Raw genomic sequence first — 21,536 nt, 5'->3', positions numbered from 1 at the left:
TTCTCAGCCTTTGATCCCGGTGCCGGCGACGCCTTCCTGCACGTACCGCTGAGCGATCAGGTACGCGAGGAAGATGGGCAGCAGTGCGACCACGGAGCCGGCGAGCATGGTGCTCAGCGGCACGTTCTGCTGCTGCAGCGACGAGATGCCGACCGTGAGTGTGAACATCGAGTTGGACTTCGCGATGATGAGCGGCCACAGGAAGTCGTTCCAGTGCCACAGGAAGACGAAGATGCCGAGCGTCGCGAGGATCGGCTTGCACAGCGGCAGCACGATCCGCAGGAAGATGCGGAACTCCCCTGCGCCGTCGATGCGCGCGGCCTCGAACAGCTCGTCCGGCAGGCCCTGGATGAACTGGCGCATCAGGAACACCGCCTGTGCGTTCGCGAGCGAGGGCAGGATCAGCCCCCAGTAGGTGTCGACGCCGCCGAGGTTCGCCATCAGGATGAACGTCGGGATGAGGGTGACGTGGAACGGCACCATGACCATCGCCAGGAACGACCAGAACATCACCTCCTTGCCGCGGAAGCGCTTCTTCGCGAAGGCGTAGCCGGCGAGCGCCGAGAGGAACAGCACCGCCACGACCGAGACGAGCGAGTAGATCAGCGTGTTGCCGAGCCAGCCGAGGATGTTCTGGCCTGCGAGCACCTGCTCGTAGGCGTCGAAGGAGATGTCGGTCCAGGGCAGCAGCGAGCCGGGGAGCTCGACGACCTTGCCCGGCTTCAGGCTCAGCACGACCATCGCGTAGAAGGGGAAGAAGCTGAGGATGCCGGCGAGGCTCAGCCAGATCCAGCGTCCGACGATGCCCCAGCCGGTCGGCTCGAGCGCGCGGAAGGAGCGGCGCTTCCTCGACGCGGGAGTCGGCGGCGTCTTCGTCGCGGACGGCGGCTGCAGGAGGGCGGTCATTTTTGCTTTCCGATCACAAGGCGCTGGATGAGGGCGACGACCAGGGTCATGATGAACAGCGCGACACCGACCGCGGCGGCGTAGCCGTAGTCGAAGTAGCGGAAGCCCTGGTCGTACAGCAGGTAGACGAGCGAGTAGCTGGCGTTCGCCGGCCCGCCCTGCGTCATGACGTAGATGACGTCGAAGACCTGGAAGGCCGCGGTCGTCTCGATCACCGCGAGGAAGAAGAACGTCGGGCGCAGGTACGGCAGGATGATCCAGCGGAACCGCTGCCAGGCGTTCGCGCCGTCGACCAGCGCGGCCTCCTCGAGCTCGCGAGGGACGTCCTGCAGGGCCGCGATCAGGATCATCATGCCGTAGCCGAAGCGCGACCAGACGCCGACGACGATGATCGCCGGGATGACGAGGATCGTGCTGCCGAGCCAGGATCCGCCGAGACCCAGCGGTGCCATCAGGGCGGACCACGGGCCGTTGCTGGAGAAGATCCAGACGAAGATCGAGCCGGCGAGCACCAGCGAGGTGATCACCGGGAGGAAGAAGATCGAGCGGAAGAAGCGGGCACCGCGGAACGCCCGGCGGACGCCGAGGGCCATCACGGTCGACAGGAGGAGCGAGATCGGCACGGCGAAGACCGTGAACAGCAGCGTGGTGCCCATCGCCCGCCAGAACAGCGGATCGGCGACGAGTCGCTGGAAGTGGTCGAGCCCGCGCCAGGCGATCTCGCCGGTGATGTCGTAGTCGAACAGGCTCAGCGCGACGCCGACGATGCTCGGGCCGAAGCGGAAGCCGATGAAGAGGAGGAAGGCGGGGAGCACGAACAGGAAGGCCACTCGGGCTTCCCGTCTGGCGAGCACCCTGGTCACCGGTCCTGTCGGCTTCTTCGCCGTGGTTGCGGTCGTCATCAGTCGAAACCTCACAGGGGGGATGGAGGGACGGGGGCGTGCGGTGCGTTCCGCACGCCCCCGGTGCTGCTTACTTCTTGAGGATCGGCGCCGCGGCAGCCGCGGCATCCTTCAGCGCATCTGCCGGAGCCTTCTGGCCGAGCAGCGCCGCCTGGATCTCCGGCGCCAGCACACCCATCAGTGCACGCGAGCTCGCGTTGAGCTCGCCGACCGTGGTGTCCGGCACATACTTCTCGACCTCGCCGAGCAGCGCGTCGTCGGCGTAGAGCGGCTCGGTGGTGCTCAGCGCCGAGAAGTAGCCGGCTGCCTTGAGGTAGGGCTCGATCACGTCTGCGCCGGTGGCGTACTCCGCGAACGCCGCAGCGGCCTCAGGAGCCTTCGAGCCCTTGAGCACCGAGAGCGAGCCGACCGTGCCGTAGGCGACGGTCTCCTTGTCGGTCAGCGGTGCGAGCACCTTGACGTTCTCCTCGCCCCAGAACGGAGCGACCTCGGTGACGCCGTTGTTCCACGTGCACGCGACCTTGCCCTGCGCGATCGCGGTCTGCTCGAGCGGCACGTTCGTCGTGAGCGCCTCGGGGTCGAGCGCACCCGACTCCGCAAGGTCGGTGATGAAGGTGAGCGCCTGCTCGCCGGCTTTGCTGTCGAAGCCGACGTCGCCGTCCTTCGTGAAGACCTCGCCGCCCGCCTGCCACAGCAGCGGGTAGTAGGTGAGATTGAGGGTGTTCTCGGCGGATGCCGGGTAGTTCAGGGCGTACATGCCCTTCTCGGTGAACTTCGGGGCCATCTCGATGATGTCGTCCCACGTCTTCGGGTACTCGGTGACGCCTGCCGCCTCGAACGCCGCGGCATTGCAGATGAGGGGCTGGGCGCTCGTCAGCACGGGGGCGCCGAGGATGTCGCCGTCGATCGTGACCGAGGTCTTGACGTTGGGGAGCAGGTCGCCCTGTCGCTCCTCGCTCAGCAGATCGTTGAGCGGGAGGATCGACTTCTGGTACGCCGCGAGCTGGTCGGGCACGAGGTAGACGAGGTCGGGTCCCTTGCCGGCCGCGATCGCGGTCTGCAACGCCTCGTCGCGGTTCGCCCACGGGAAGATCTCGTACTTGACGTTGACGTCGGTGTTCTCCTTCTCGAACGCGGCGATCGTCGTGTCCCAGAAGTCCTTGTGCATCGTCTCATCGGCGATGACGGGGTACAGCCACACTGTGATGTCCTGCGTTCCTGCGGAGGCGCTGCCGCCGCCGGCCGAACATCCGGCCAACAGGGTGGCGGCCGCGATGCCCGCGGCGATGCCGGTGATCTTGCTGACGCGCATGGTGCTCCTTTGCTTGTGCCGTGCTTGAGTTGATTTATTATGACACTCCCGTGTGATAATTCGTCAAGGGCAAGTTCTCACGTTGTTGTTACAGTTTTGTTTCCAGGGTGAAAACCAAACCATTTGATTCGAAAATGCGGTGTGCTATTTTGATCGCACCCAGCGACGGCGTAGAAGGAGGGACCGCACATGGTCGTGTCGAACCCGCTGTCGATCGTGGCCCGATCGGCACTGCAGCTCCGTGACGTGGGCCCGGCGACGGTGAATGAGCTGTCCCGCTCGCTCGAGCTCTCGCGCACCTCGGTCGAGACCGCGGTCACCGCGCTGAGCGACGCCGGCACCATCATCGACGCCCCTGCCAGGAACGCCGGCGGGGCAGGGCGCCCCGCCCGCCGCTACGCCTTCCACGCCGCGGCCGGAACCATCGTCGGCGTCGACATCGGCGTCGCGAGCGTGCGCGTCGTGCTCGCCGACCTCGCCGGCCACGTCATCGCGCAGCACAGCTACCAGGGCGTCGCCGCCCACGACGGCGGCGCCGCCAAGCTCACCGCGGTGATCGACGACATCCGCCGCTCCCTTTCCGCTTCGTCGATCCCCTCCTCGCAGGTCAGGGCGATCGGCGTCTCCCTGCCCGGCATCGTCGACGACTCCGGCCGCGTCACCACCTCGGTCGTGATCCCGGAGTGGTCCGGCATCGACATCGGGTCGCAGCTGCGGCACGCGTTCGGATGCCCGGTGGCCGTCGACAACGGCGTGCGCCTGGCAGCGGTGGCCGAGCATCATCTCGGCGTCGCGCAGCTCGTCGACGACGTGATCTATCTCTCGGTCGGCAACCGCATCGCGATGGGCCTGATCCTCGGCGGGCGCCCTCGCCGCGGCATCCACAACGCCGCGGGCGACATCGGTCGCCTCGCGTTCCGCGGGCTCGACACCGAGACCGGTCAGATCAGCTGGCGCACGGCCGCAACGGCCGCCGAGGTGTTCGGTGCGGCACGCGCAGGGGATGCGGATGCTCAGGCCGAGCTCGACGCCTTCATCGATGAGCTGGCGCACGGCATCGCGACCCTGATCATGACGGTCGACCCGGCCATGATCGTGATCGGCGGTGGGCTGTCGGCGGCGCACGAACAGCTGCTCGATCCGCTGCGGGCTGCGCTCCCCCACCACCTCGGGCTGCCGTTCCAGGTGCCGCTCGCCGAAGCACGACTCGGCGCAGAGGCCGCGGCGCACGGCGCGCTCGTGCACGCCTTCCAGCGGCACGCCGACCGGATCTACCGGATCGACGACATGCCGGTGCCGCCGATCACCCCGCTCGCCCACGAGTCCGTGACCCCCATCGACCCCACCGAGGAGCACCAGTGAGCACGTTGACCGTCGGACTGATCGGCGCCGGCGGGATCTCCCGCGTGCACGCCGATGCCTGGCGCGCCCTCGGCGCCGTCGGCTACGTGACCTCGCTCGTCGGCGCGGAGGAGATCGCCGAGGAGTACGGCTTCACGGTGGTCGACGATGTCGATGCGCTCGTCGAACTCGTCGACATCATCGACATCGTGACGCCCAGCAGCACGCACGCCGACTTCGCCCTCCGCGCGATCGCCCGCGGCAAGGACGTCATCTGCGAGAAGCCCCTCGCCCCGATCGCCGAGATCGCGGCGAGCGTGGCACGGGCAGCGGCGGATGCCGGGGTCCGGCTGTTCCCTGCGCACGTCGTCCGCTACATGGGCGAGTACCGCCGCATCAAGGAGGGCATCGAGGCCGGCCGCATCGGCACGGTCGCCGTGCAGCGGTTCAGCCGGGCGGGCTCCGCGCCGCAGACGCCCTGGTTCTTCTCGGAACGGGCCGGCGGCGGCGTCATCCGCGATCTGATGATCCATGACATCGACCAGGCGATCTGGTTCGCAGGTCCCGTCGCCTCGGTCTACGCGGTGCAGAACCCGCCGACCGTCGACGACCGGGTGCCGGCTCCCGTCACCTCGCACGTCGTGCTCACGCACCGCAGCGGCGTGATCAGTCACATCCACGGCAGCTGGGTTGCGCCCGGCATGCCGTTCCGCACGAGCGTGGAGGTCGCGGGCACCGAAGGCCGCCTCCGCTACGACAGCGCCGAGGACCACACTCTGCGCACCGATTCGGTGGCCGACAGCGGCGACGCCGACTATCTGCCGCCGATGTCGCCGCAGGAGAGCCCGTACTACGCCGAGATCGCCGACTTCGTCGAGGCCATCGCCGAGCATCGCGACGCGCTGGTGTCTCCGGCCGACGGCATCGAGGCCGTCGCGGTCGCCGAAGCCGCCTATGCCTCGATCGCGGCCGGCGCAGCGATCTCCCTTCCCGCACCCCAGGCCGAGGAGGCCCGTCGATGACCGCTCCCGCCCCGCTGCGGATCGCCGTGCTGTCCTTCGCCCACACGCACGCGCTGAGCTACGTGCACGCGCTGTCATCCATGCCTGGGGTGGTGCTCATCGCCACCGATCCCGACGGTGCGAGCGCGCCGGACGATGCGCCCCGCGGCGCGGAGCTCGCCGCTCAGCTCGGCGTCGAATACGTCGACTCCTACGACGAGGCCTTCGCCTGGAAGCCGGATGCCGTCGTGATCGCCGCCGAGAACTCGCAGCACCGCGCCCTCGTCGAGCGCGCGGCAGCCGAGGGCGTGCATGTGCTGTGCGAGAAGCCGCTCGCGACCACCGTCGCCGACGCGGTCGCGATGCGCGAGGCCTGCGACCGGGCTGGCGTGATCCTGATGGTCGCGTATCCGGTGCGCTTCGCCCCGGCAGTGCGCGACGCCATCGGGGAGCTGCGCAGCGGTCGACTCGGGCGGGTGCTCGGCGTCACCGGCATCAACAACGGCACGCTGCCGCAGGACCGGGCGTGGTTCACCGATCCGGAGCTCGCGGGCGGCGGTGCACTCGTCGACCACGTGGTGCACTGCGCCGATCTGCTCGACGAGCTGCTGGGCGAACGGGCGGAGTCCGTGCGGGCGGTGTCGAACGGCATCCTGCACGCGCAGCGCGACCTCGCGGTCGAGACCGGCGGACTCGTCACGATCCGGTACCCGAGCGGTGTGATCGCGACGATCGACTGCTCGTGGAGCTGGCCGCTCAGCTCGCCGACCTGGGGCGGCCTCACGCTGCAGATCGTCGCTGAGCGCGGAACGCTCACCGTCAGCCCGTTCGCGACGGGGGTCGCCGGGCACGATGCGCACGGCGAGACATGGGCGCCGGTCGGGGCGGACCTCGACGGGCTGCTGCTCGAGGAGTTCGTCACCGCCGTGCGCGATGGGCGCCAGCCGCAGCCGGATGCCGGCGTCGGCATCCGCACGGTCGAGATCGTGAAGGCCGCGCAGGCCTCCGCCTCCCGTGGTGGCGAGGTCGTCGCCCTCGACGCCTGACCTCGGGCATGGATGCGGGCCGCGCTCGGTTGTAGCGTGGAGCAGCCATCCACGGAGGGAACACCATGCTCATCGAGCTCACCGGCAGGACCGCACTCGTCACGGGCTCGACGCAGGGGATCGGACTCGCGATCGCGACCACACTGGCCGATGCCGGCGCCCGCGTCGCCGTCAACGGCCGCGCAGGCGACACCGTCGCATCCGTCATCGCCGCCCTGCGCGAGGAGCACGCCGACCGCGACCTGGTCGCCGCCCCCGGAGACGTCACCGACGTCGCCGGCGCGGATGCCGTGCTGGCAGCGACCGGTGACATCGACATCCTGGTGAACAACCTCGGCATCTTCGGCGCGATGCCCGCCCTCGACATCACCGACGACGACTGGCGCCGCTACTTCGACGTGAACGTGCTCGCAGCGGTGCGGCTGATCCGCTCGGCGCTGCCGGGCATGAAGGAGCGCGGCTGGGGCCGGGTGCTGAACATCGCGAGCGACTCGGCCGTCGTGATCCCGGCCGAGATGATCCACTACGGCATGTCGAAGACCGCGCTGCTCGCCGTCTCGCGCGGCTTCGCGAAGGATGCGGCCGGCACCGGGGTCACGGTCAACTCGGTGCTCGCCGGCCCGACGCACACCGGCGGCGTCGAGGACTTCGTGTACGAGCTCGTCGACCGGAGCCTGCCCTGGGACGAGGCGCAGCGGGAGTTCATGAGGCTGCACCGCCCGCAGTCGCTGCTGCAGCGGCTCATCGAGCCCGAGGAGATCGCGAACATGGTCGCCTACCTGTCCTCGCCGCTGGCCTCGGCGACGACCGGCGCAGCTGTGCGCGTCGACGGCGGATACATCGACTCGATCGTGCCGTAGCGCCCGGCACGCGCAGCCCTGCAGGAGGAGTAACATGGCACCTCGGGCCGTCCGGCCCGAGCAGAGTCCCGAAAGGCGGTGATGGCGATGTCCGGTGATAGTTACGACGTCGCCTCGGCTGCGTCGCGACTCCGTGCACACTCGCGTTGAGCTTCATCTCCGCGTTCGCACGTCGTTCTCTGCAGCCGTCGGTGGCGTCATCCGCCCCTTGACGATTTCTGCGCACCCGGCCTGATCCCGGCGTGCGCCTGCGAGAACGGAGCCACATCATGGCCCTCATCGACAACGGCGTGTACGTCCACGGACGTCGCGTCGAGACCCTGAAGAACCTCGACGAGACCTCGCGCACCCTCGGTGCGCACGGCGGGATCGCCTGGATCGGCCTGTACCGGCCGAGCGACCAGGAGGTCCAGTCGGTCGCACGGGAGTTCGACCTGCATCCGCTGGCTGTCGAAGACGCGCTCTCCGGCCACCAGCGGTCGAAGGTCGAGCGCTACGGCGACACGCTCTTCGCCGTCCTGCGTCCCGCGCGGTACCGCGACGAGCAGGAGTCGATCGAGTTCGGCGAGCTGCACCTGTTCATCGGTCCGGACTTCGTCGTGACGATCCGGCACGCCGAGTCGCCGAACCTGGCCGCCGTGCGCCGCCGCATGGAGGCGAACCCCGAACTGCTCGCGATGGGTCCGGAGGCGGTGCTCTACGCGATTCTCGACGAGGTCGTCGACGAGTACGAGCCGATCGTGGCTGGGCTCCTGAACGACATCGACGAGATCGAGGATCAGCTGTTCGGCGACAGCGACGACGATGCCCTCTCCCGCCGCATCTACGAGCTGTCGCGTGAGGTCATCAACTTCCAGCGGGCGGTGCATCCGCTCGCCGGGATGCTGGGCTGGCTGCGCCGCGGCTCAGACAAGTACCGCATCGACGAGGAGCTGCAGCGGTCGCTGCGTGACGTGCTCGACCACGTGATCCGCGTGAACGAGCGGGTCGACTCGTTCAGGGCGATCCTCGAGAACGCGCTGACCGTGCACTCGGCGCTCGTCGCGAGACGGCAGACTGAGGCCGGGCTCGCGCAGAACGACGAGATCAAGAAGATCTCCTCGTGGGCGGCGATCATCTTCGCACCGACGCTGGTCGGCACGGTCTACGGCATGAACTTCGAGGTGATGCCTGAGCTGCACTGGGCGTTCGGGTACCCGATGGCGATCGGCGCGATGGCCGTGTTCGCGGTCGGGCTGTTCGGCGTCTTCAAGTACAAGAAGTGGCTCTGATCGCCTGAGTCCCGCGGGATCGCCGCCGTCAGCTGTCGGACCGGCTGATCTCGTCGAGCAGCTCGTCGAGCGTGTCGAAGTCGATCGTCGCCGTGCCGTCGAGCTCGCGCACCTCGACGCCCTCGACCTCGAGGTCGTCGTTCAGCTGCACGAGGATGCGCGAGTCGGGGAACTGCTTCGGGGCGAGGAACGCGAGCAGCATCGCATCGGCGAACACGACGACCGATGCGGCTTCGAGGTCGTCACGCAGATCGACCTGCTCGATGACGGGCTCGTCGTCGACGGCATCCTCGATGTCGTCGACGATCTCGTCGATCACGCCTCGCCACCGGGACTCGCCGACCGAGAGGATGCGGGCGATCGCCGCGATCAGCACCTCATGATCCACGTCGTCGCCCTGATCGTCGTCGTCGAGCTCCGGGTCGACGTTGACGTTCACCGCGGTGCCGGCGGCATCGATGATCGCACGCCCGTAGACCAGGCCGTTCTCGGCGACCGGATCCTCGAGCAGTCCGCTCTCGACGATGCGGGCCAGGAGTGTGTCGAGCGCAGGCGAAGTCATACCCCCAGTCTTTCGCATCTTCCGCGCGACCGGGCGATCATCGCCGGTGGCGCACGGGTCGCCGTCGCCGGCCGGCCGATAGGCTCGGAGCCGTGTCGAACGCCGATTCCTCCCGCACCGCATCCGATCTCCGTCGCATCGCCGAAGCCCTCGTGGCGCCGGCACCGCTGAACTGGGTGATCACGGGCGACTCGATCACGCACGGACTGGTGCACACGCAGGGCGGACGAAGCTATCCGGAGCACCTGCACGAGTTGATCCGCGGCGAACTGGAGCGGGTACGCGACGTCGTGCTCAACACCGCGATCAGCGGCAACCGCATCGTCGACCTCCTCGACGACTGGGACCGCCGCGTCGCGTCGTGGCGGCCCGATGTCGTGACCCTGATGATCGGCACGAACGATGCGTCGGACGGCGGCCCGCGCGAGGTCATCACGGCGGCCGACTACGCGTTCTCTCTGCGTGACTTCGTCGCCCGTGTCCGTGAGCTCGGCGCCGTCCCGGTCCTGCAGACGCCGCCAGCGATCGACATTCGCAACGCCCCGGAACGCGCACGCATCGGGGAGTTCGCCGAAGCGGTGCGCGAAGTCGCCGACAGCGAGGACGTGATCCTCATCGACCAGTACGCGCGATTCGCGGAGCTCGGAGCCGGCGCGGTGCCGTGGGGACTCATGAACGACCCGTTCCACCCGAACACGGCAGGTCACGCGGCGCTGGCGCTCGAACTCGCCCGCGGCCTCGGCATCCGCCCCGAAGGCCCCCGAGCGCGCACCTTCGCCCTGCTGGAAGGCCTCGTCGCCAGCGCCTGACCGCGGCGCAGACCTTCCCCGACCATCGGGGATGCCGCCGTCCGGCGCGCCTGAGCATCACCGGTACTCAGTGTTGCCAAGTACCGGTACTCAGTGTTACTTTGTACCGGTACCCAGCATCACTGAGTACCGAGAGATGAAGGGAGCACCCATGGGCAAGCAGATGACCGAGATGCTCAAGGGCACTCTGGAGGGCATCGTCCTGGCCCTCCTCGCCGAGCAGCCGGCATACGGGTACGAGATCACCACGCGGATCCGCGACCACGGATTCACCGACATCGCCGAGGGCACGATCTACGCACTGCTCGTGCGCATCGAGCAGAAACACCTCGTCGACGTCGAGAAGGTGCCGAGCGAGAAGGGTCCGCCCCGCAAGGTGTACACCCTCAACACACAGGGCCAGCAGGAGCTCGAGGAGTTCTGGAAGACCTGGGACTTCCTCGCGCAGCACATCGCACAGCTGAAGCAGACCAACACAGACAACAAGGAGAACTGATCATGGCCGCGAAGTGGATCGAAGCGCTCACCGGATCGCTCGAGGAGAAGAAGCAGTACAAGCAGGCCCAGGCGCGCATCAACGCACTCCCGGAGCCCTACCGCGAGGTCGCGAAGGCCCAGCAGCGCTACAACATGTACTACGGCGGCGTCACCGACGGCGACATCATCGTGCAGATGTTCATCGACATCGCCGACCTGTGGGAGCGCGCCGCGCTCGACGGCACCCCGGTCAGCGCCATCGTCGGCGACGACCCCGTCGAGTTCGCCGAGAACTACGCGGCGGCCTACGGCGGACGCCAGTGGATCGACAAGGAGCGCACGCGCCTCATCAAGGCGTTCGACGACGCGAAGAAGAAGGAGGAGGAATCATGACGGATGCAGCCATCTCGGTGCGCGGCATCGAGAAGTCGTACGCAGACCTGCACGTGCTGCGCGGCGTCGACTTCGAGGTCGAGAAGGGCAGCATCTTCGCCCTCCTCGGCTCGAACGGCGCCGGCAAGACCACGATGGTGCGCATCCTCTCCACGCTGCTGCAGTCGGATGCCGGGACGGCGACCGTGCAGGGCGTCGACGTCGCCACCGACCCGGTCGGCGTGCGCGAGCGCATCAGCCTCACCGGGCAGTTCGCCGCGGTCGACGAGATCCTCACCGGACGCGAGAACCTGGTGCTGGTCGCGAAGCTGCGTCACCTGCCCGATCCCGGAACGGTCGCCGACGAGCTGCTGGCGACCTTCCGCCTCACGGATGCCGGCGCACGCAAGGTCGGCACCTACTCCGGCGGCATGCGTCGCCGACTCGACATCGCGATGAGCCTGGTCGGGCATCCAGAGGTCATCTACCTCGACGAGCCGACCACCGGCCTCGACCCCGAAGCCCGCATCGAGGTGTGGGACGTGGTCAAGGAGCTCGCGGACACCGGCACCACCGTGCTGCTCACCACCCAGTACCTCGACGAGGCCGAGCACCTGGCCGACCGCATCGCGATCCTGCACGAGGGCCGCATCATCGCGAACGACACGCTCGCCGGCCTCACGCGCCTGCTTCCCGCGGCGAAGGTCGAGTACGTCGAGAAGCGGCCCACCCTCCAGGAGATCTTCCTCACCCTGATCGGCCCTTCGACAGGCTCAGGGCCCCAGGACCGGGTCGCTGAGCCCCAGAATTGGGTCGCTGAGCCTCAGAACTGGGTCGCTGAGCCTCAGAACTGGGTCGCTGAGCCTGTCGAAGCGTCCCCCACAGAGGAGGCATCCGCATGACCACGCACTTCGCCGCCGACACGGCGACGCTCACCGGCCGCTCCATGCGGCACATCTTCCGCAGTCCGGACACGATCATCACCACGGCGGTCACTCCGATCGCGCTGATGCTCCTGTTCGTGTACGTCTTCGGCGGCGCGCTCCGACAGAGCACCGGCGCCGAGAACTACGTGAACTACCTGCTTCCGGGCATCCTGCTCATCGCGATCGCCTCCGGGATCGCCTACACGGCGTTCCGACTGTTCACCGACATGCAGAGCGGCATCTTCGAACGATTCCACTCCATGCCGATCGCACGGTCGAGCGTGCTGTGGGCCCACGTGCTCACGTCCCTGACCGCGAACGCGATCACCCTGGCGATCATCTTCGGGGTCGGATTCCTGATGGGGTTCCGCACCGGGGCAAGCGTCTGGGCCTGGCTCGCCGTGATCGGCATCCTGATGCTGTTCACCCTGGCACTCACCTGGCTGGCGATCATCGCCGGCTTGAACGCGAAGACGATCGACGGCGCGAGCGCGTTCTCGTACCCGCTGATCTTCCTGCCGTTCATCAGCTCGGCATTCGTGCCCACCGACACGATGCCCGGTCCGGTGCGGTGGTTCGCCGACAACCAGCCGGTCACCTCGATCGTGAACACGATCCAGGCGCTCTTCGCCGGGAAGCCCGTCGGCACCGACATCTGGGTCGCCCTCGCCTGGTGCGTCGGCATCCTCGTGGTCGCCTTCGCGGCCGCCACCATCTCGTACCGGAAGAAGGTCAGGTGACCGTCGGGCGGACTTCAGCCGCTCGGGAGGAGCCCTCCGCGCAGGTGTTCCTCCCGACGCGGAGAACTCCTCCCGAGTCTCAGCTGGCGACGACCCAGTCGAACTGGTCGCCGTACTCCTCGAGCCAGGCGTCGACGGCATCCGCTTCCTTGCCCTCGCCGTACTCGTTCACGACCAGGTCTTCGAGCGCACCGTACTGCTCGTCGTCCAGCGCGATCTGCTCGATCAGCGCCGCTGCCTCGGGGAACTCCGCAGCGAACCCCTTGGTGCCGAGGAAGTGCAGCCCTTCGGCCTCACCCATCGCACCCTTGGGGTCTTCGAGGTCCTTCACCGGGAAGGCGTCGTTCGCCCAGAACGGCCGCCACAGCGTGACGACGATGTCGTCCTGCTTGTCGGTCGCCGACCCGAGCTCGGTGAGCATCGCGGCGGTCGATGACGTGACGAGCTGGTACTCGCCGTCGAGCCCGTACTCGGGCAGCATCTTCTGCGTCTGAGCCGTCAGACCTGCACCGGGCTCGATGCCGTAGATCTTCCCGTCGAACTCGGACCCCTTGCCTGCGAGGTCCTCGATCGAGTCGAGCTCGGAATACTCCGGCACCGCGAGCGTCAGGCGCGCGTTGTCGTAGTACGTGCCGAGGTCTTCGATCGACTCGCCGTAGGTCTTCATGTACTCGGCGTGCGTGACCTCGGGCCACGCCGACGGGAACACGTCGACATCACCCTGCGCGAGCCCCGTGTAGAGCGGGCCGGCCTCGGTGAGCGTCTTCATCTCGACCGTGTAGCCGATCTTCTCGAGCTGGTCCTGCAGCAGGTACGCGGTGCTGAGACCGTCGGTCCACGACGGCAGGAACCCGAGGGTGATCGTGCCCTTGTCGCCTCCGCCACCGCTGTTGCCGCCGCCTCCGCCGAGTTCGATGGTGCCGCCGGCACCGTCGCTCGCGCAGCCGGAGAGAGCGAGGATTCCCACGGCGCCGATGGCCGCGATGGATGTGAGCGTGCGATTACGCATTCTGGAGCTCCTTCTCTTCGACGGGCGTCTCGGTGGCCGTGGCGGATGCCGCGGTCGCGGCGGCCGCGTTGCGCTGCGCCGTGCGGCGGCTGAGCACACCGAGCAGGGATGCGCGGTTCTGCCCCAGCGTGCCGAGGGCAGCGGTGACACGATCGAGGAAGACGGCGATCAGCACGACGCCGAGTCCCGCCTCCACGCCCTTAGCGATGTTGACGGTGGAGATCGCCTCGACGACCATCTTCCCGAGTCCGTCCGCTCCCGCCATTCCGGCGATGACCGCCATCGACAGCGCGAGCATGATGACCTGGTTGATGCCGGCGAGGATCGTCGGCATCGCGAGCGGAAGCTGGATGCCGCGCAGGATCTGCCCCGGCTTCGCACCGAACGCCTGACCGGCCTCGACGGTCTCGGAGTCCACACCGCGGATGCCGAGCTCGGTCAGTCGCACGCCGGGAGGCAGCGCGAAGATGACCGTGGCGACCAGGCCGGGGACCACGCCGATGCTGAAGAACACGATCGCCGGGATCAGGTAGACGAAGGCCGGCATGGTCTGCATGAAGTCGAGCACGGGCTTCAGCACGGCACGGACGGTGGCGTTGCGCGCCGACCAGATGCCGAGCGGCACGGCGATCAGCACCGCGATCACGGCTGCGACGAGCACGAGCGCGAGCGTCTGCATCGCGGGAACCCAGAGGCCCATCGCGACGATCAGCGCGAACGACACGATCGTGCCGAGGGCGAGCTGCCACGAGCGCACGACCCAGGCGACGAGCGCCGCGATCGCGATCACGACGAAGAAGTACGGAAGCAGCAGCAGCGACGTGAGTCCGTCGACGAGGAAGGTGACGACGAACGAGACCACGTCGAGCAGTCCGTCGAGGTTGGCCTTGATCCAGTCGACGCCGGTCGCGACCCAACTGCCGATGGGAATGCGGAAACCATCCATCAGCGCACCTCCTCGATCGTCGAAGTCTGCGTTCCTGAGCCTGTCGCAGGGGGCGGATCGGCGGTCCATCCGTCATCGAGCACGGCATCGATCTCGGCCTGCGGCATGGGCAGGAGCGGGAGCGTCAGCTCACCGGTCGCGCCGGGGCCGGGGCCGAGGGCGGCGAGCAGCGTGACGCGAGGGATGACGCCGGTCAGGCGCCCGTCGGCATCCGTCACGGCGAGCGGCAGCGGCGACTCGACCGACGGCACGAACAGGTTCATCAGGACCTCGTCCTCGCTCACGCTCTGCGGCACCGGCTTGATGACGTCACGCAGCGTCGAGGTGCCGTTGCGCACCAGCTTGACGGCGTCGCGATCGGTCACGATGCCGAGCAGCTTGCGGTCGCGTCCGGTCACGTACGTGGCCGACATGTAGGCGTCGCGCATCTGACGGAGCGCGGTGCGGGGGCCGGCGGTCTCGGCGACGACCGGGCGCGGGCGCTCCATGACGTTCGCTGCGGTGAGCACGCGGGCACGGTCGACGTCCTGCACGAACTGCTCGACGTAGTCGTTGGCCGGGTCCATCAGGATGTCCTCCGGCGTGCCGATCTGCACGATGCGGCCATCGCGCATGACGGCGATGCGGTCGCCGAGGAACATGGCCTCGTTGAGGTCGTGCGTGATGAAGACGATGGTCTTCTGCAGCTTCTGCTGCAGTTCGAGCAGCTGCTCCTGCATCTCGCGACGGATCAGCGGGTCGAGGGCACTGAACGCCTCGTCCATGAGCAGGATGTCGCTGTCGGCTGCGAGCGCGCGGGCGATGCCGACGCGCTGCTGCATGCCGCCGGACAGTTCCGACGGCAGCTTGTCAGCCTGGCCCTCGAGGCCGACCAGCGTCAGGATCTCCTCGGCCTTCGCGAGCCGCTCGGCCTTGCCGATGCCCTTCAGCTCGAGCGGGTAGGCGACGTTCGCGGCGACCGTGCGGTGCGGCAGCAGCGCGAAGTGCTGGAACACCATCGAGATGCGATCGCGACGGATCTCACGGAGCCTCGACGCCGGGATGCCGGTGATCGGATCGCCGCTCACGGTGACAGACCCGTCGGTCGCGTCGTGCAGGCCGTTGAGCATGCGGATGATGGTGGATTTACCGGAGCCGGAGAGCCCCATGATCACGAAGATCTCGCCGCGGTTCACGGTGAAACTGGCGTCGATGACGGCAGCGGTTCCGGAATCGGTGACGTCTGTTCTGCTCTCACCGGCCTTCAGTCGACGGACGGCGTTGTTCGGATTCTTCCCGAACACTTTGTACAGATTGCGCGCTTCAAGTGCGATTTCGGACACGTTTCCCCTGCGGCTCGCCTTCGGGTGGCTGAGCCTGCTTCGGTTACGCCCGGGTGAGGCTCTCAAGGCCGTTCGACATGTCTGCTGTGGCGGCACGGGCGGCGGATTTCGGATCCGCCGCGATAGAGCATCGACCGTACGTCCACGCCTCTTCGCAGCACAGCTCATCGAAAGAAGGACGTGGTCGCGGACTGGTCTTCGGGCCGTCGGGCCCGCAGACCAACGTAACAAAATGGCCGGTCAGGGGCAAATCCCGTTCGGCGGACATGGTCGAGAATCGTCGCCTGACCGGGGGATTGCCAGCTGATTCATCATTGTCTTCGATGCACCTCGATGCGACAATGACGGCCCTCGTCAGCCGCGACGGATGCTCCGCGTCACCGTGAATTTCGGGGTGCGGTGGAGCTGTTCGGTGGCTCCGATCAGCCTGGAGAGTTCCGCTCGATAACCGAGCGAGGAGTTGTAGACCGTGAACAGCTCGCCGCCGGGTCGGAGCAGCCGCGCCGCGGCCTCGAACAGGCGGGTCGCCGCGCCGGTGTGCACGCTGGCTCCGAGGTGGAACGGCGGATTCAGCAGCACCACGTCGGCGCTCGCGGTCTCGAGTTCGGAGGCTGCGTCGTCGTGCGTGACCGTGATGCGTTCGGTGAGTCCGTTCGCAGCCACGGTCGCCCGAGCGGATGCCACGGCGGCCGCCGAGCGATCGGTCGCGATGACCCTGGCCGTCGGGTGCGCGAGCGCGAACGAGACGGCGAGCGCGCCGGTGCCGCAGCCGAGGTCGACCACGGTCGGCGACGCTTCGACAGGCTCAGCGACCCACTCTTCCGAACCGGGTCCCTCCACCCTGGGTCCCGCCAACCTGGGTCCCTGAGCCTGTCGAAGGGCCCCACTCCCCCCACCGGGTCGCTCCGCCCTGGGTCCCTGAGCCTGTCGAAGGGCCCCGCTCCCGAGCACGTCGAGCAGCACGCGCGTACCGATGTCGATGCGGGCGCCGGCGAAGGCGCCGCCGAAGGCCGCGAGCGTGAATCCCTCGTGCTGCACGACCACGGGGAACGGCGGCTCGTCCGGCACCGGCGACGGCTCGGCGGCCACGATGAGTCGCGACTTCCGTTCGGCACGCTGTGCCTGGACGTGCGCGAAGCGGCCGGCGAGCACCTCGTTCTGCGCCAGGGTCATGTGCTTGACGCGGCCACCGGCGACGAGCTGCACATCCGGCGCCGCCCATCGCGCGACCGCATCCGCGATCTGTTCGAGCTCTGCCAGCGACTTCGGCAGCTGCAGCAGCACGAGCCTCGCGCCGTCGAGCAGCGCGGTGTCGAGCTCGTGCGCGTGGGAGCCGTCGAGCCCGAGCTCTTCGGCGTTGCGGGCGAGGGCCCGTCGTCCGGTCGCAAGGTCCTGATGCACGCGGATGCCGCGCAGCCCTGCATCGATGAGCGCCAGCGTGATGGCGCCGTACTCGTCGCCGATCACCGCGATCTCGGCGCCGGTGATTCCAGCATCCGTCGAGATCGCGAGCGCGCGCTCCACGAGCAGCAGATCTGTCGCGTCGTACGCCTGCAGGTTGTCCGCCTCGACGTCGGGCCAGCGGCGCAGGCGACTGTAGGGGAACTCCGGCACCAGCCCACTGTACGCGGGCCTCGTAAGGATTTCGCATGCATCGTTTTCGTCCGATTCACAAAGTTGTGAATCGGGCGTACGCTCCCGCGCATGACCGCAGTCATCGCCACCGCGAACCTCGTCAAGCAGTACGGCCACGTGCACGCGCTCGATGGTCTCGACCTGACCGTCGAGCATGGCGAGGTGCATGGCTTCCTCGGCCCGAACGGTGCCGGCAAGTCGACCACGATCCGCATCCTGCTCGGGCTCGCGCGCCGCAGCGGGGGCGAGGCGACCGTGTTCGGGGAAGATCCGTGGAGCCGTGCGGTCGACCTGCACCGGCGCATCGCATACGTTCCTGGCGATGTCAGCGTCTGGCCGAACCTGTCGGGCGGCGAGGCTATCGATCTGCTCGCCAGGCTGCGGGGTGCCCGCACGAAGGAGCCGGCGTACCGGCACGAGAAGCAGCGGCTGATGGACGCGTTCCAGTTCGACCCGCGGAAGAAGGGCCGGGCGTACTCGAAGGGCAATCGGCAGAAGGTCGCCCTGATCGCGGCGTTCGCCGTGCCGGCCGACCTCTACATCCTCGACGAGCCCACGAGCGGACTCGATCCGCTCATGGCGGTCATCTTCCAGCGCGAGGTCGCCCGTGCCCATGCGAACGGCGCGACGGTGCTGCTGTCGAGCCACATCATGAGCGAGGTCGAGCAGCTCTGCGACCGGGTGTCGATCATCCGCGCCGGACGCGTCGTCGAGACGGGCACGCTCACCGAACTGCGCCACCTCACCCGCAGCGACGTGTCGTTCGCGGCATCCGGCGTCTCCCTCGATCAGGTCGCTCGCATCGCCGACGTGCACGACCCGGTGCAGCAGGGCGAGCGCATCCGGCTGACCGTCGACAGCGACCGCACTGCGACCGTGCTGCCGGCCCTCGCCGAGCTCGGCATCAGCGACCTGCGCGTCGCGCCGCCGTCGCTCGAGGAGTTGTTCCTGCGTCACTACGGCGACGACCTCGCCGCGCTCGAGTCCGCTGAGGACGGCGGGACAAATGCCGCTGGCCCCGGCACCCGTCGTGCACGCCGTGCGCAGCAGGAGCGTGCGTGATGACCTCCTTCGGCGTGCTGCTCCGGCAGCGTCTACGCCGCGACCGGTTGCAGCTGACGCTGTGGATCCTCGGCACCGCGTTGATGGCTTTCGCGGGCTACGCGGGTGTCAGCCAGTCGTACGCGACGCTCGCCGATCGGCAGAGCATCCTCGCGGCAGCGCTCGCGAATCCGGTGATCCTGATGTTCCGCGGGCTGCCGTCCGGCGCATCAGCGGGCGCCTTCCTCGCGTTCGAGGTGCTCCCCTGGCTGGCGCTGCTCGCCGCGCTGATGAGCACGTTCCTCGCGGTGCGGCACACGCGGGGCGATGAGGAGGCGGGTCGTGCCGAGCTCGTCTGGGCGACCCCGGCAGGGCGCCGGTTGCAGACCATCGCGACGATCGTGCACGGCATCCTCGCGAACGTCGTACTCGCCGCGCTCACGGCGCTCGCACTGATCGCCACCGGGTTGCCGATCGCGGGGTCGCTGCTCGCCGGCGCAGCCGCCGGCTCATGCGGGATCGTGTTCCTCGGCGTCGGACTGTTCGCAGCACAACTGCTTCGCACCTCACGCGGAGCGAACTCCCTGACGGTCTGGGTGCTCGTCGCGGCGTTCCTGATCCGCGGCATCGGCAACGCGGCCGGCACACCGAGCAGTGATCTGACCACCATGACGAGCGGGTGGCCGGCCTGGCTGTCACCGTTCGGCTGGGTCGAGCAGACCCGGCCGTACGACACCGATCTCGTCTGGCCGCTGCTGCTCGGTCTCGGCGTCGGGCTCGTGTTCGCCGCGGCATCCGTCGCCCTGCAGTCCCTGCGCGACATCGATGCGAGCTTCGTGGGTGAACGCCCCGGTCGGATCTCGGCGCGACCGGCGCTCGCGTCGCCGCACGCACTGGTGTGGCGGCTCACCGCCGGCTCCATCGTGGGGTGGGCGGTCGGCGGCGCGATCACCGGCATGCTCGCCACCAGACTGAGCGGTCTGGTGGATCAGATCTCGGGAGAGAACCCGGCCGTCGCCGACATCCTGCAGAAGATCGGCGGCGCCACCGGCGGTCTCGACGAGGTCGTGGTGACCGTGTTCTTCACGCTGCTCGGCATCCTCGCGGCATGCTGCGCCGTGCAGACCGTCGTGCGCGCGCGGCAGGAGGAGGCGCGGGGCACCGCCGAGGCCGTGCTCGCCTCGCCGGTCGGTCGCGTCCGGTGGCTCGCGGACTTCGTGGTCGTCGGGGTCGTCGCCGTGCTGATCGTGGTCGCCGCAGCGGTGCTCGCCGGCTGGATCGGCATCTGGTCGAACGGCGGCGATCAGGCGCTGGTCCGCGTCGTGGCGGTCGCGGGGCTCGGTCAAGCGGTCGCGGCCTCGATCTTCGCGGTGCTCGCCGCCCTGGTGTTCGTGCTGCTCCCGCGGGCGACCTCGGCGGTGGCCTGGAGCCTCGTGCTGCTCGCAGCCCTGCTCGGCATGTTCGGCCCGCTGTTCGGCCTGCCGGAGTGGAGCGCGAACCTCTCGCCGTTCGCGGTGACCCCGGTCGTCGACGGGACCGGGGTGGATCTGCGCGGCCTCTGGTGGCTGGTGCTCGCCCTGGCAGCCGGAGGCGCCGGTGCCCTGACCCTGATGCGGCGGCGCGAGCTCGCCCCCGGCGCATAGGAGGAATCGATGCCCGACGACAGCACAGACGACCTCGCGGCGGCACATCGAGGGGTCGAGCCCGCAGAGCAGGCAGCGGCCATGATGACCGCTGCGGGCATGGCCCGGATGCCGGCTCGCGTGATGATGGCGCTGGTCGCCGCTCCGGAGGGCGGGTACACGGCAGCCGAGCTCTGCGAGCGTCTCGGCGTCTCGTCCGCCGCGGTCTCCGGCGCGGTGCGCTATCTGCAGCAGCTGCACTTCATCCAGCGACGCGCGCGACCGGGTGAACGCCGCGACCGCTACGAGTTCGTGCACGACCCGTTCACCAGCTCGATCGTCGGGAACATGCCCGTCTACACGCGGCTGTCCGAGTACATCGACGACATCGCCGCCGAGCACACTGATGATCAGGGCGCGCACGATCGCGCTGTCGAGCTCGCCGAGTTCTTCCGCTTCCTCTCCGTGCGGATGCTGCAGATCGTCGAGGACTGGCGCGAACAGCGCCGCGACAGCGCCGGCTGAGCGACCTGTTCTGCCGGCAGGGCTTGCGGAATGACACACGTGCGAAACACAATGGACATCAAATAGATCACTTTGATCTGTTTGATAGGTGCATCGAGGCACGAGGAGCATCCGCATGACCATGACCATCGCCGGACTTCAGCATCACGGCACGCCCGGCGATGTGGACGCCAACCTCGCCGTCGTCGCCGCAGCCGCAGCCGATGCGGCCGCGCGCGGCGCGCGCATCCTCGTCACCCCCGAGATGTTCATCACCGGCTACAACATCGGCGACCGCCTGGCACCGCTCGCGACGTCGGCCCTCGTCGACCGGGTCGCCCGCATCGCACAGGACACCGGGATCGCGATCGTCGCAGGCCTCCCCGAGACGCTCGAGACGGGCGGCGTTACGAACTCCCTCGTCATGATCGACCGCGACGGCACCGAACTGCTGCGCTATCGCAAGACGCACCTCTTCGGCGCGCTCGACCGGAGCCTCTTCGTGCAGGGCGACGCGCTCCCCGGCATCGTCGAGATCGACGGCGTCCGGGTATCCGTGCTCATCTGCTACGACGTCGAGTTCCCCGAGACCGTGCGTCGGGCCGCGCTCGACGGAGCGGATGCCGTCATCGTGCCGACCGCGCAGATGGAACCGTACGCGCACATCGCCGAGCGGCTCATCCCGGTGCGCGCGTGGGAGAACCAGGTCCACGTGATCTACGTCAACCGCGTCGGCACCGAGGGCGAGCTCAGCTACGTCGGGCGCAGCAGCATCGTCGCTCCCGACGGTGAGGTGCTCGCATCCCTCGGCGCGACGGACATCGGCCTCATGCTCGCCACGATCGACCCCGACGCCACCCGACGATCCCGGCAGGAGAACCCGTACCTCGCCGACCGTCGACCCGAGCTCTACTGAACGCCCTCCCCTCCCG

The 21,536-nt window shown here is 68.4% G+C and carries 22 protein-coding genes; 14 read left to right on the top strand and 8 right to left on the bottom strand.

Annotated elements, in window-relative coordinates:
- Nucleotides 1-3 precede the first annotated feature (3 nt).
- The 3 genes from RS83_RS01780 to RS83_RS01770 all read right to left on the bottom strand — a co-directional run bounded on the left by RS83_RS01780 (nucleotide 4) and on the right by RS83_RS01770 (nucleotide 3,120).
- Nucleotides 4-906, bottom strand: a complete 903-nt coding sequence (locus tag RS83_RS01780; RefSeq protein ID WP_045277786.1) for a carbohydrate ABC transporter permease — start codon at nucleotides 904-906, stop codon at nucleotides 4-6.
- Entirely contained in the window at nucleotides 903-1,808 is a 906-nt protein-coding gene (locus RS83_RS01775) for a carbohydrate ABC transporter permease (protein ID WP_045277785.1), read from the bottom strand. The genes RS83_RS01780 and RS83_RS01775 overlap by 4 nt, the downstream gene beginning before the upstream one ends.
- A 70-nt stretch (nucleotides 1,809-1,878) precedes the next feature.
- Nucleotides 1,879-3,120, bottom strand: a complete 1,242-nt coding sequence (locus RS83_RS01770; protein ID WP_045277784.1) for an ABC transporter substrate-binding protein — start codon at nucleotides 3,118-3,120, stop codon at nucleotides 1,879-1,881.
- Between the two features lie 189 nt (nucleotides 3,121-3,309).
- Between RS83_RS01770 and RS83_RS01765 the strand changes: the two genes are divergently transcribed.
- The 5 genes from RS83_RS01765 to RS83_RS01745 all read left to right on the top strand — a co-directional run bounded on the left by RS83_RS01765 (nucleotide 3,310) and on the right by RS83_RS01745 (nucleotide 8,639).
- The gene (locus RS83_RS01765) at nucleotides 3,310-4,482 is read left to right on the top strand and encodes an ROK family transcriptional regulator (RefSeq protein ID WP_045277783.1); all 1,173 of its coding nucleotides are present in this window, start codon (nucleotides 3,310-3,312) and stop codon (nucleotides 4,480-4,482) included.
- On the top strand, nucleotides 4,479-5,483 hold the full coding sequence (locus tag RS83_RS01760; RefSeq protein ID WP_045277782.1) for a Gfo/Idh/MocA family protein: 1,005 nt from the start codon (nucleotides 4,479-4,481) through the stop codon (nucleotides 5,481-5,483). The genes RS83_RS01765 and RS83_RS01760 overlap by 4 nt, the downstream gene beginning before the upstream one ends.
- Nucleotides 5,480-6,508: a Gfo/Idh/MocA family protein gene (locus tag RS83_RS01755; RefSeq protein WP_045277781.1), complete on the top strand. Its 1,029-nt coding sequence runs from the start codon at nucleotides 5,480-5,482 to the stop codon at nucleotides 6,506-6,508. The genes RS83_RS01760 and RS83_RS01755 overlap by 4 nt, the downstream gene beginning before the upstream one ends.
- A 65-nt stretch (nucleotides 6,509-6,573) precedes the next feature.
- A complete protein-coding gene (locus tag RS83_RS01750) occupies nucleotides 6,574-7,368 on the top strand; it encodes an SDR family NAD(P)-dependent oxidoreductase (RefSeq protein WP_045277780.1) in 795 nt (264 codons plus the stop codon).
- A 269-nt stretch (nucleotides 7,369-7,637) separates the two neighbouring features.
- Nucleotides 7,638-8,639 (top strand): magnesium and cobalt transport protein CorA, encoded by a 1,002-nt coding sequence (locus RS83_RS01745; protein WP_045277779.1) that lies wholly within the window; start codon nucleotides 7,638-7,640, stop codon nucleotides 8,637-8,639.
- 28 nt (nucleotides 8,640-8,667) lie between these two features.
- Here the strand turns inward: RS83_RS01745 and RS83_RS01740 are convergent, their stop codons facing one another.
- Nucleotides 8,668-9,201 carry a hypothetical protein gene (locus tag RS83_RS01740; RefSeq protein ID WP_045277778.1) on the bottom strand — a complete coding sequence of 178 codons (534 nt, stop codon included), beginning with the start codon at nucleotides 9,199-9,201 and terminating at the stop codon, nucleotides 8,668-8,670.
- Nucleotides 9,202-9,293: 92 nt separating this feature from the next.
- Between RS83_RS01740 and RS83_RS01735 the strand changes: the two genes are divergently transcribed.
- From RS83_RS01735 to RS83_RS01715, 5 genes are all read left to right on the top strand, one after another.
- The gene (locus RS83_RS01735; RefSeq protein WP_045277777.1) at nucleotides 9,294-10,010 is read left to right on the top strand and encodes an SGNH/GDSL hydrolase family protein; all 717 of its coding nucleotides are present in this window, start codon (nucleotides 9,294-9,296) and stop codon (nucleotides 10,008-10,010) included.
- A 151-nt stretch (nucleotides 10,011-10,161) separates the two neighbouring features.
- The gene (locus RS83_RS01730; RefSeq protein ID WP_045277776.1) at nucleotides 10,162-10,506 is read left to right on the top strand and encodes a PadR family transcriptional regulator; all 345 of its coding nucleotides are present in this window, start codon (nucleotides 10,162-10,164) and stop codon (nucleotides 10,504-10,506) included.
- A 2-nt stretch (nucleotides 10,507-10,508) separates the two neighbouring features.
- Entirely contained in the window at nucleotides 10,509-10,880 is a 372-nt protein-coding gene (locus tag RS83_RS01725) for a DUF1048 domain-containing protein (RefSeq protein WP_045277775.1), read from the top strand.
- On the top strand, nucleotides 10,877-11,761 hold the full coding sequence (locus RS83_RS01720) for an ABC transporter ATP-binding protein (protein WP_231587707.1): 885 nt from the start codon (nucleotides 10,877-10,879) through the stop codon (nucleotides 11,759-11,761). The genes RS83_RS01725 and RS83_RS01720 overlap by 4 nt, the downstream gene beginning before the upstream one ends.
- On the top strand, nucleotides 11,758-12,525 hold the full coding sequence (locus tag RS83_RS01715) for an ABC transporter permease (RefSeq protein ID WP_045277774.1): 768 nt from the start codon (nucleotides 11,758-11,760) through the stop codon (nucleotides 12,523-12,525). Before RS83_RS01720 ends, RS83_RS01715 begins: the two co-directional genes overlap by 4 nt.
- A 79-nt stretch (nucleotides 12,526-12,604) precedes the next feature.
- Here the strand turns inward: RS83_RS01715 and RS83_RS01710 are convergent, their stop codons facing one another.
- The 4 genes from RS83_RS01710 to RS83_RS01695 form a co-directional block, all read right to left on the bottom strand.
- Nucleotides 12,605-13,534, bottom strand: a complete 930-nt coding sequence (locus RS83_RS01710; RefSeq protein WP_045277773.1) for a glycine betaine ABC transporter substrate-binding protein — start codon at nucleotides 13,532-13,534, stop codon at nucleotides 12,605-12,607.
- Nucleotides 13,527-14,480 (bottom strand): ABC transporter permease, encoded by a 954-nt coding sequence (locus RS83_RS01705; RefSeq protein WP_045277772.1) that lies wholly within the window; start codon nucleotides 14,478-14,480, stop codon nucleotides 13,527-13,529. Before RS83_RS01705 ends, RS83_RS01710 begins: the two co-directional genes overlap by 8 nt.
- A complete protein-coding gene (locus RS83_RS01700; RefSeq protein WP_045277771.1) occupies nucleotides 14,480-15,802 on the bottom strand; it encodes a quaternary amine ABC transporter ATP-binding protein in 1,323 nt (440 codons plus the stop codon). Before RS83_RS01700 ends, RS83_RS01705 begins: the two co-directional genes overlap by 1 nt.
- Nucleotides 15,803-16,156: 354 nt before the next feature.
- The gene (locus tag RS83_RS01695; protein WP_052678749.1) at nucleotides 16,157-17,416 is read right to left on the bottom strand and encodes a class I SAM-dependent methyltransferase; all 1,260 of its coding nucleotides are present in this window, start codon (nucleotides 17,414-17,416) and stop codon (nucleotides 16,157-16,159) included.
- Nucleotides 17,417-17,506: 90 nt separating this feature from the next.
- On the opposite strand from RS83_RS01695, the gene RS83_RS01690 reads away from it, so the two are divergent.
- From RS83_RS01690 to RS83_RS01675, 4 genes are all read left to right on the top strand, one after another.
- The gene (locus RS83_RS01690; protein WP_045277770.1) at nucleotides 17,507-18,499 is read left to right on the top strand and encodes an ABC transporter ATP-binding protein; all 993 of its coding nucleotides are present in this window, start codon (nucleotides 17,507-17,509) and stop codon (nucleotides 18,497-18,499) included.
- Nucleotides 18,499-20,121, top strand: coding sequence for an ABC transporter permease (locus RS83_RS01685; RefSeq protein ID WP_045277769.1), 1,623 nt, complete (start codon nucleotides 18,499-18,501; stop codon nucleotides 20,119-20,121). The genes RS83_RS01690 and RS83_RS01685 overlap by 1 nt, the downstream gene beginning before the upstream one ends.
- Before the next feature lie 9 nt (nucleotides 20,122-20,130).
- Complete coding sequence (locus tag RS83_RS01680) at nucleotides 20,131-20,625, top strand: GbsR/MarR family transcriptional regulator (protein WP_045277768.1); 495 nt, start codon at nucleotides 20,131-20,133, stop codon at nucleotides 20,623-20,625.
- A 115-nt stretch (nucleotides 20,626-20,740) separates the two neighbouring features.
- Nucleotides 20,741-21,520 carry a carbon-nitrogen hydrolase family protein gene (locus tag RS83_RS01675; protein WP_231587706.1) on the top strand — a complete coding sequence of 260 codons (780 nt, stop codon included), beginning with the start codon at nucleotides 20,741-20,743 and terminating at the stop codon, nucleotides 21,518-21,520.
- The last annotated feature ends 16 nt before the right edge of the window (nucleotides 21,521-21,536 follow it).

Origin of the sequence: Microbacterium oxydans (assembly GCF_000956525.1) — a bacterium.
GTDB lineage: Bacteria > Actinomycetota > Actinomycetes > Actinomycetales > Microbacteriaceae > Microbacterium > Microbacterium oxydans_A.
The sequence above is the reverse complement of the archived record's forward strand: the minus strand, read 5'-3'. Positions and strand labels throughout refer to the sequence as shown.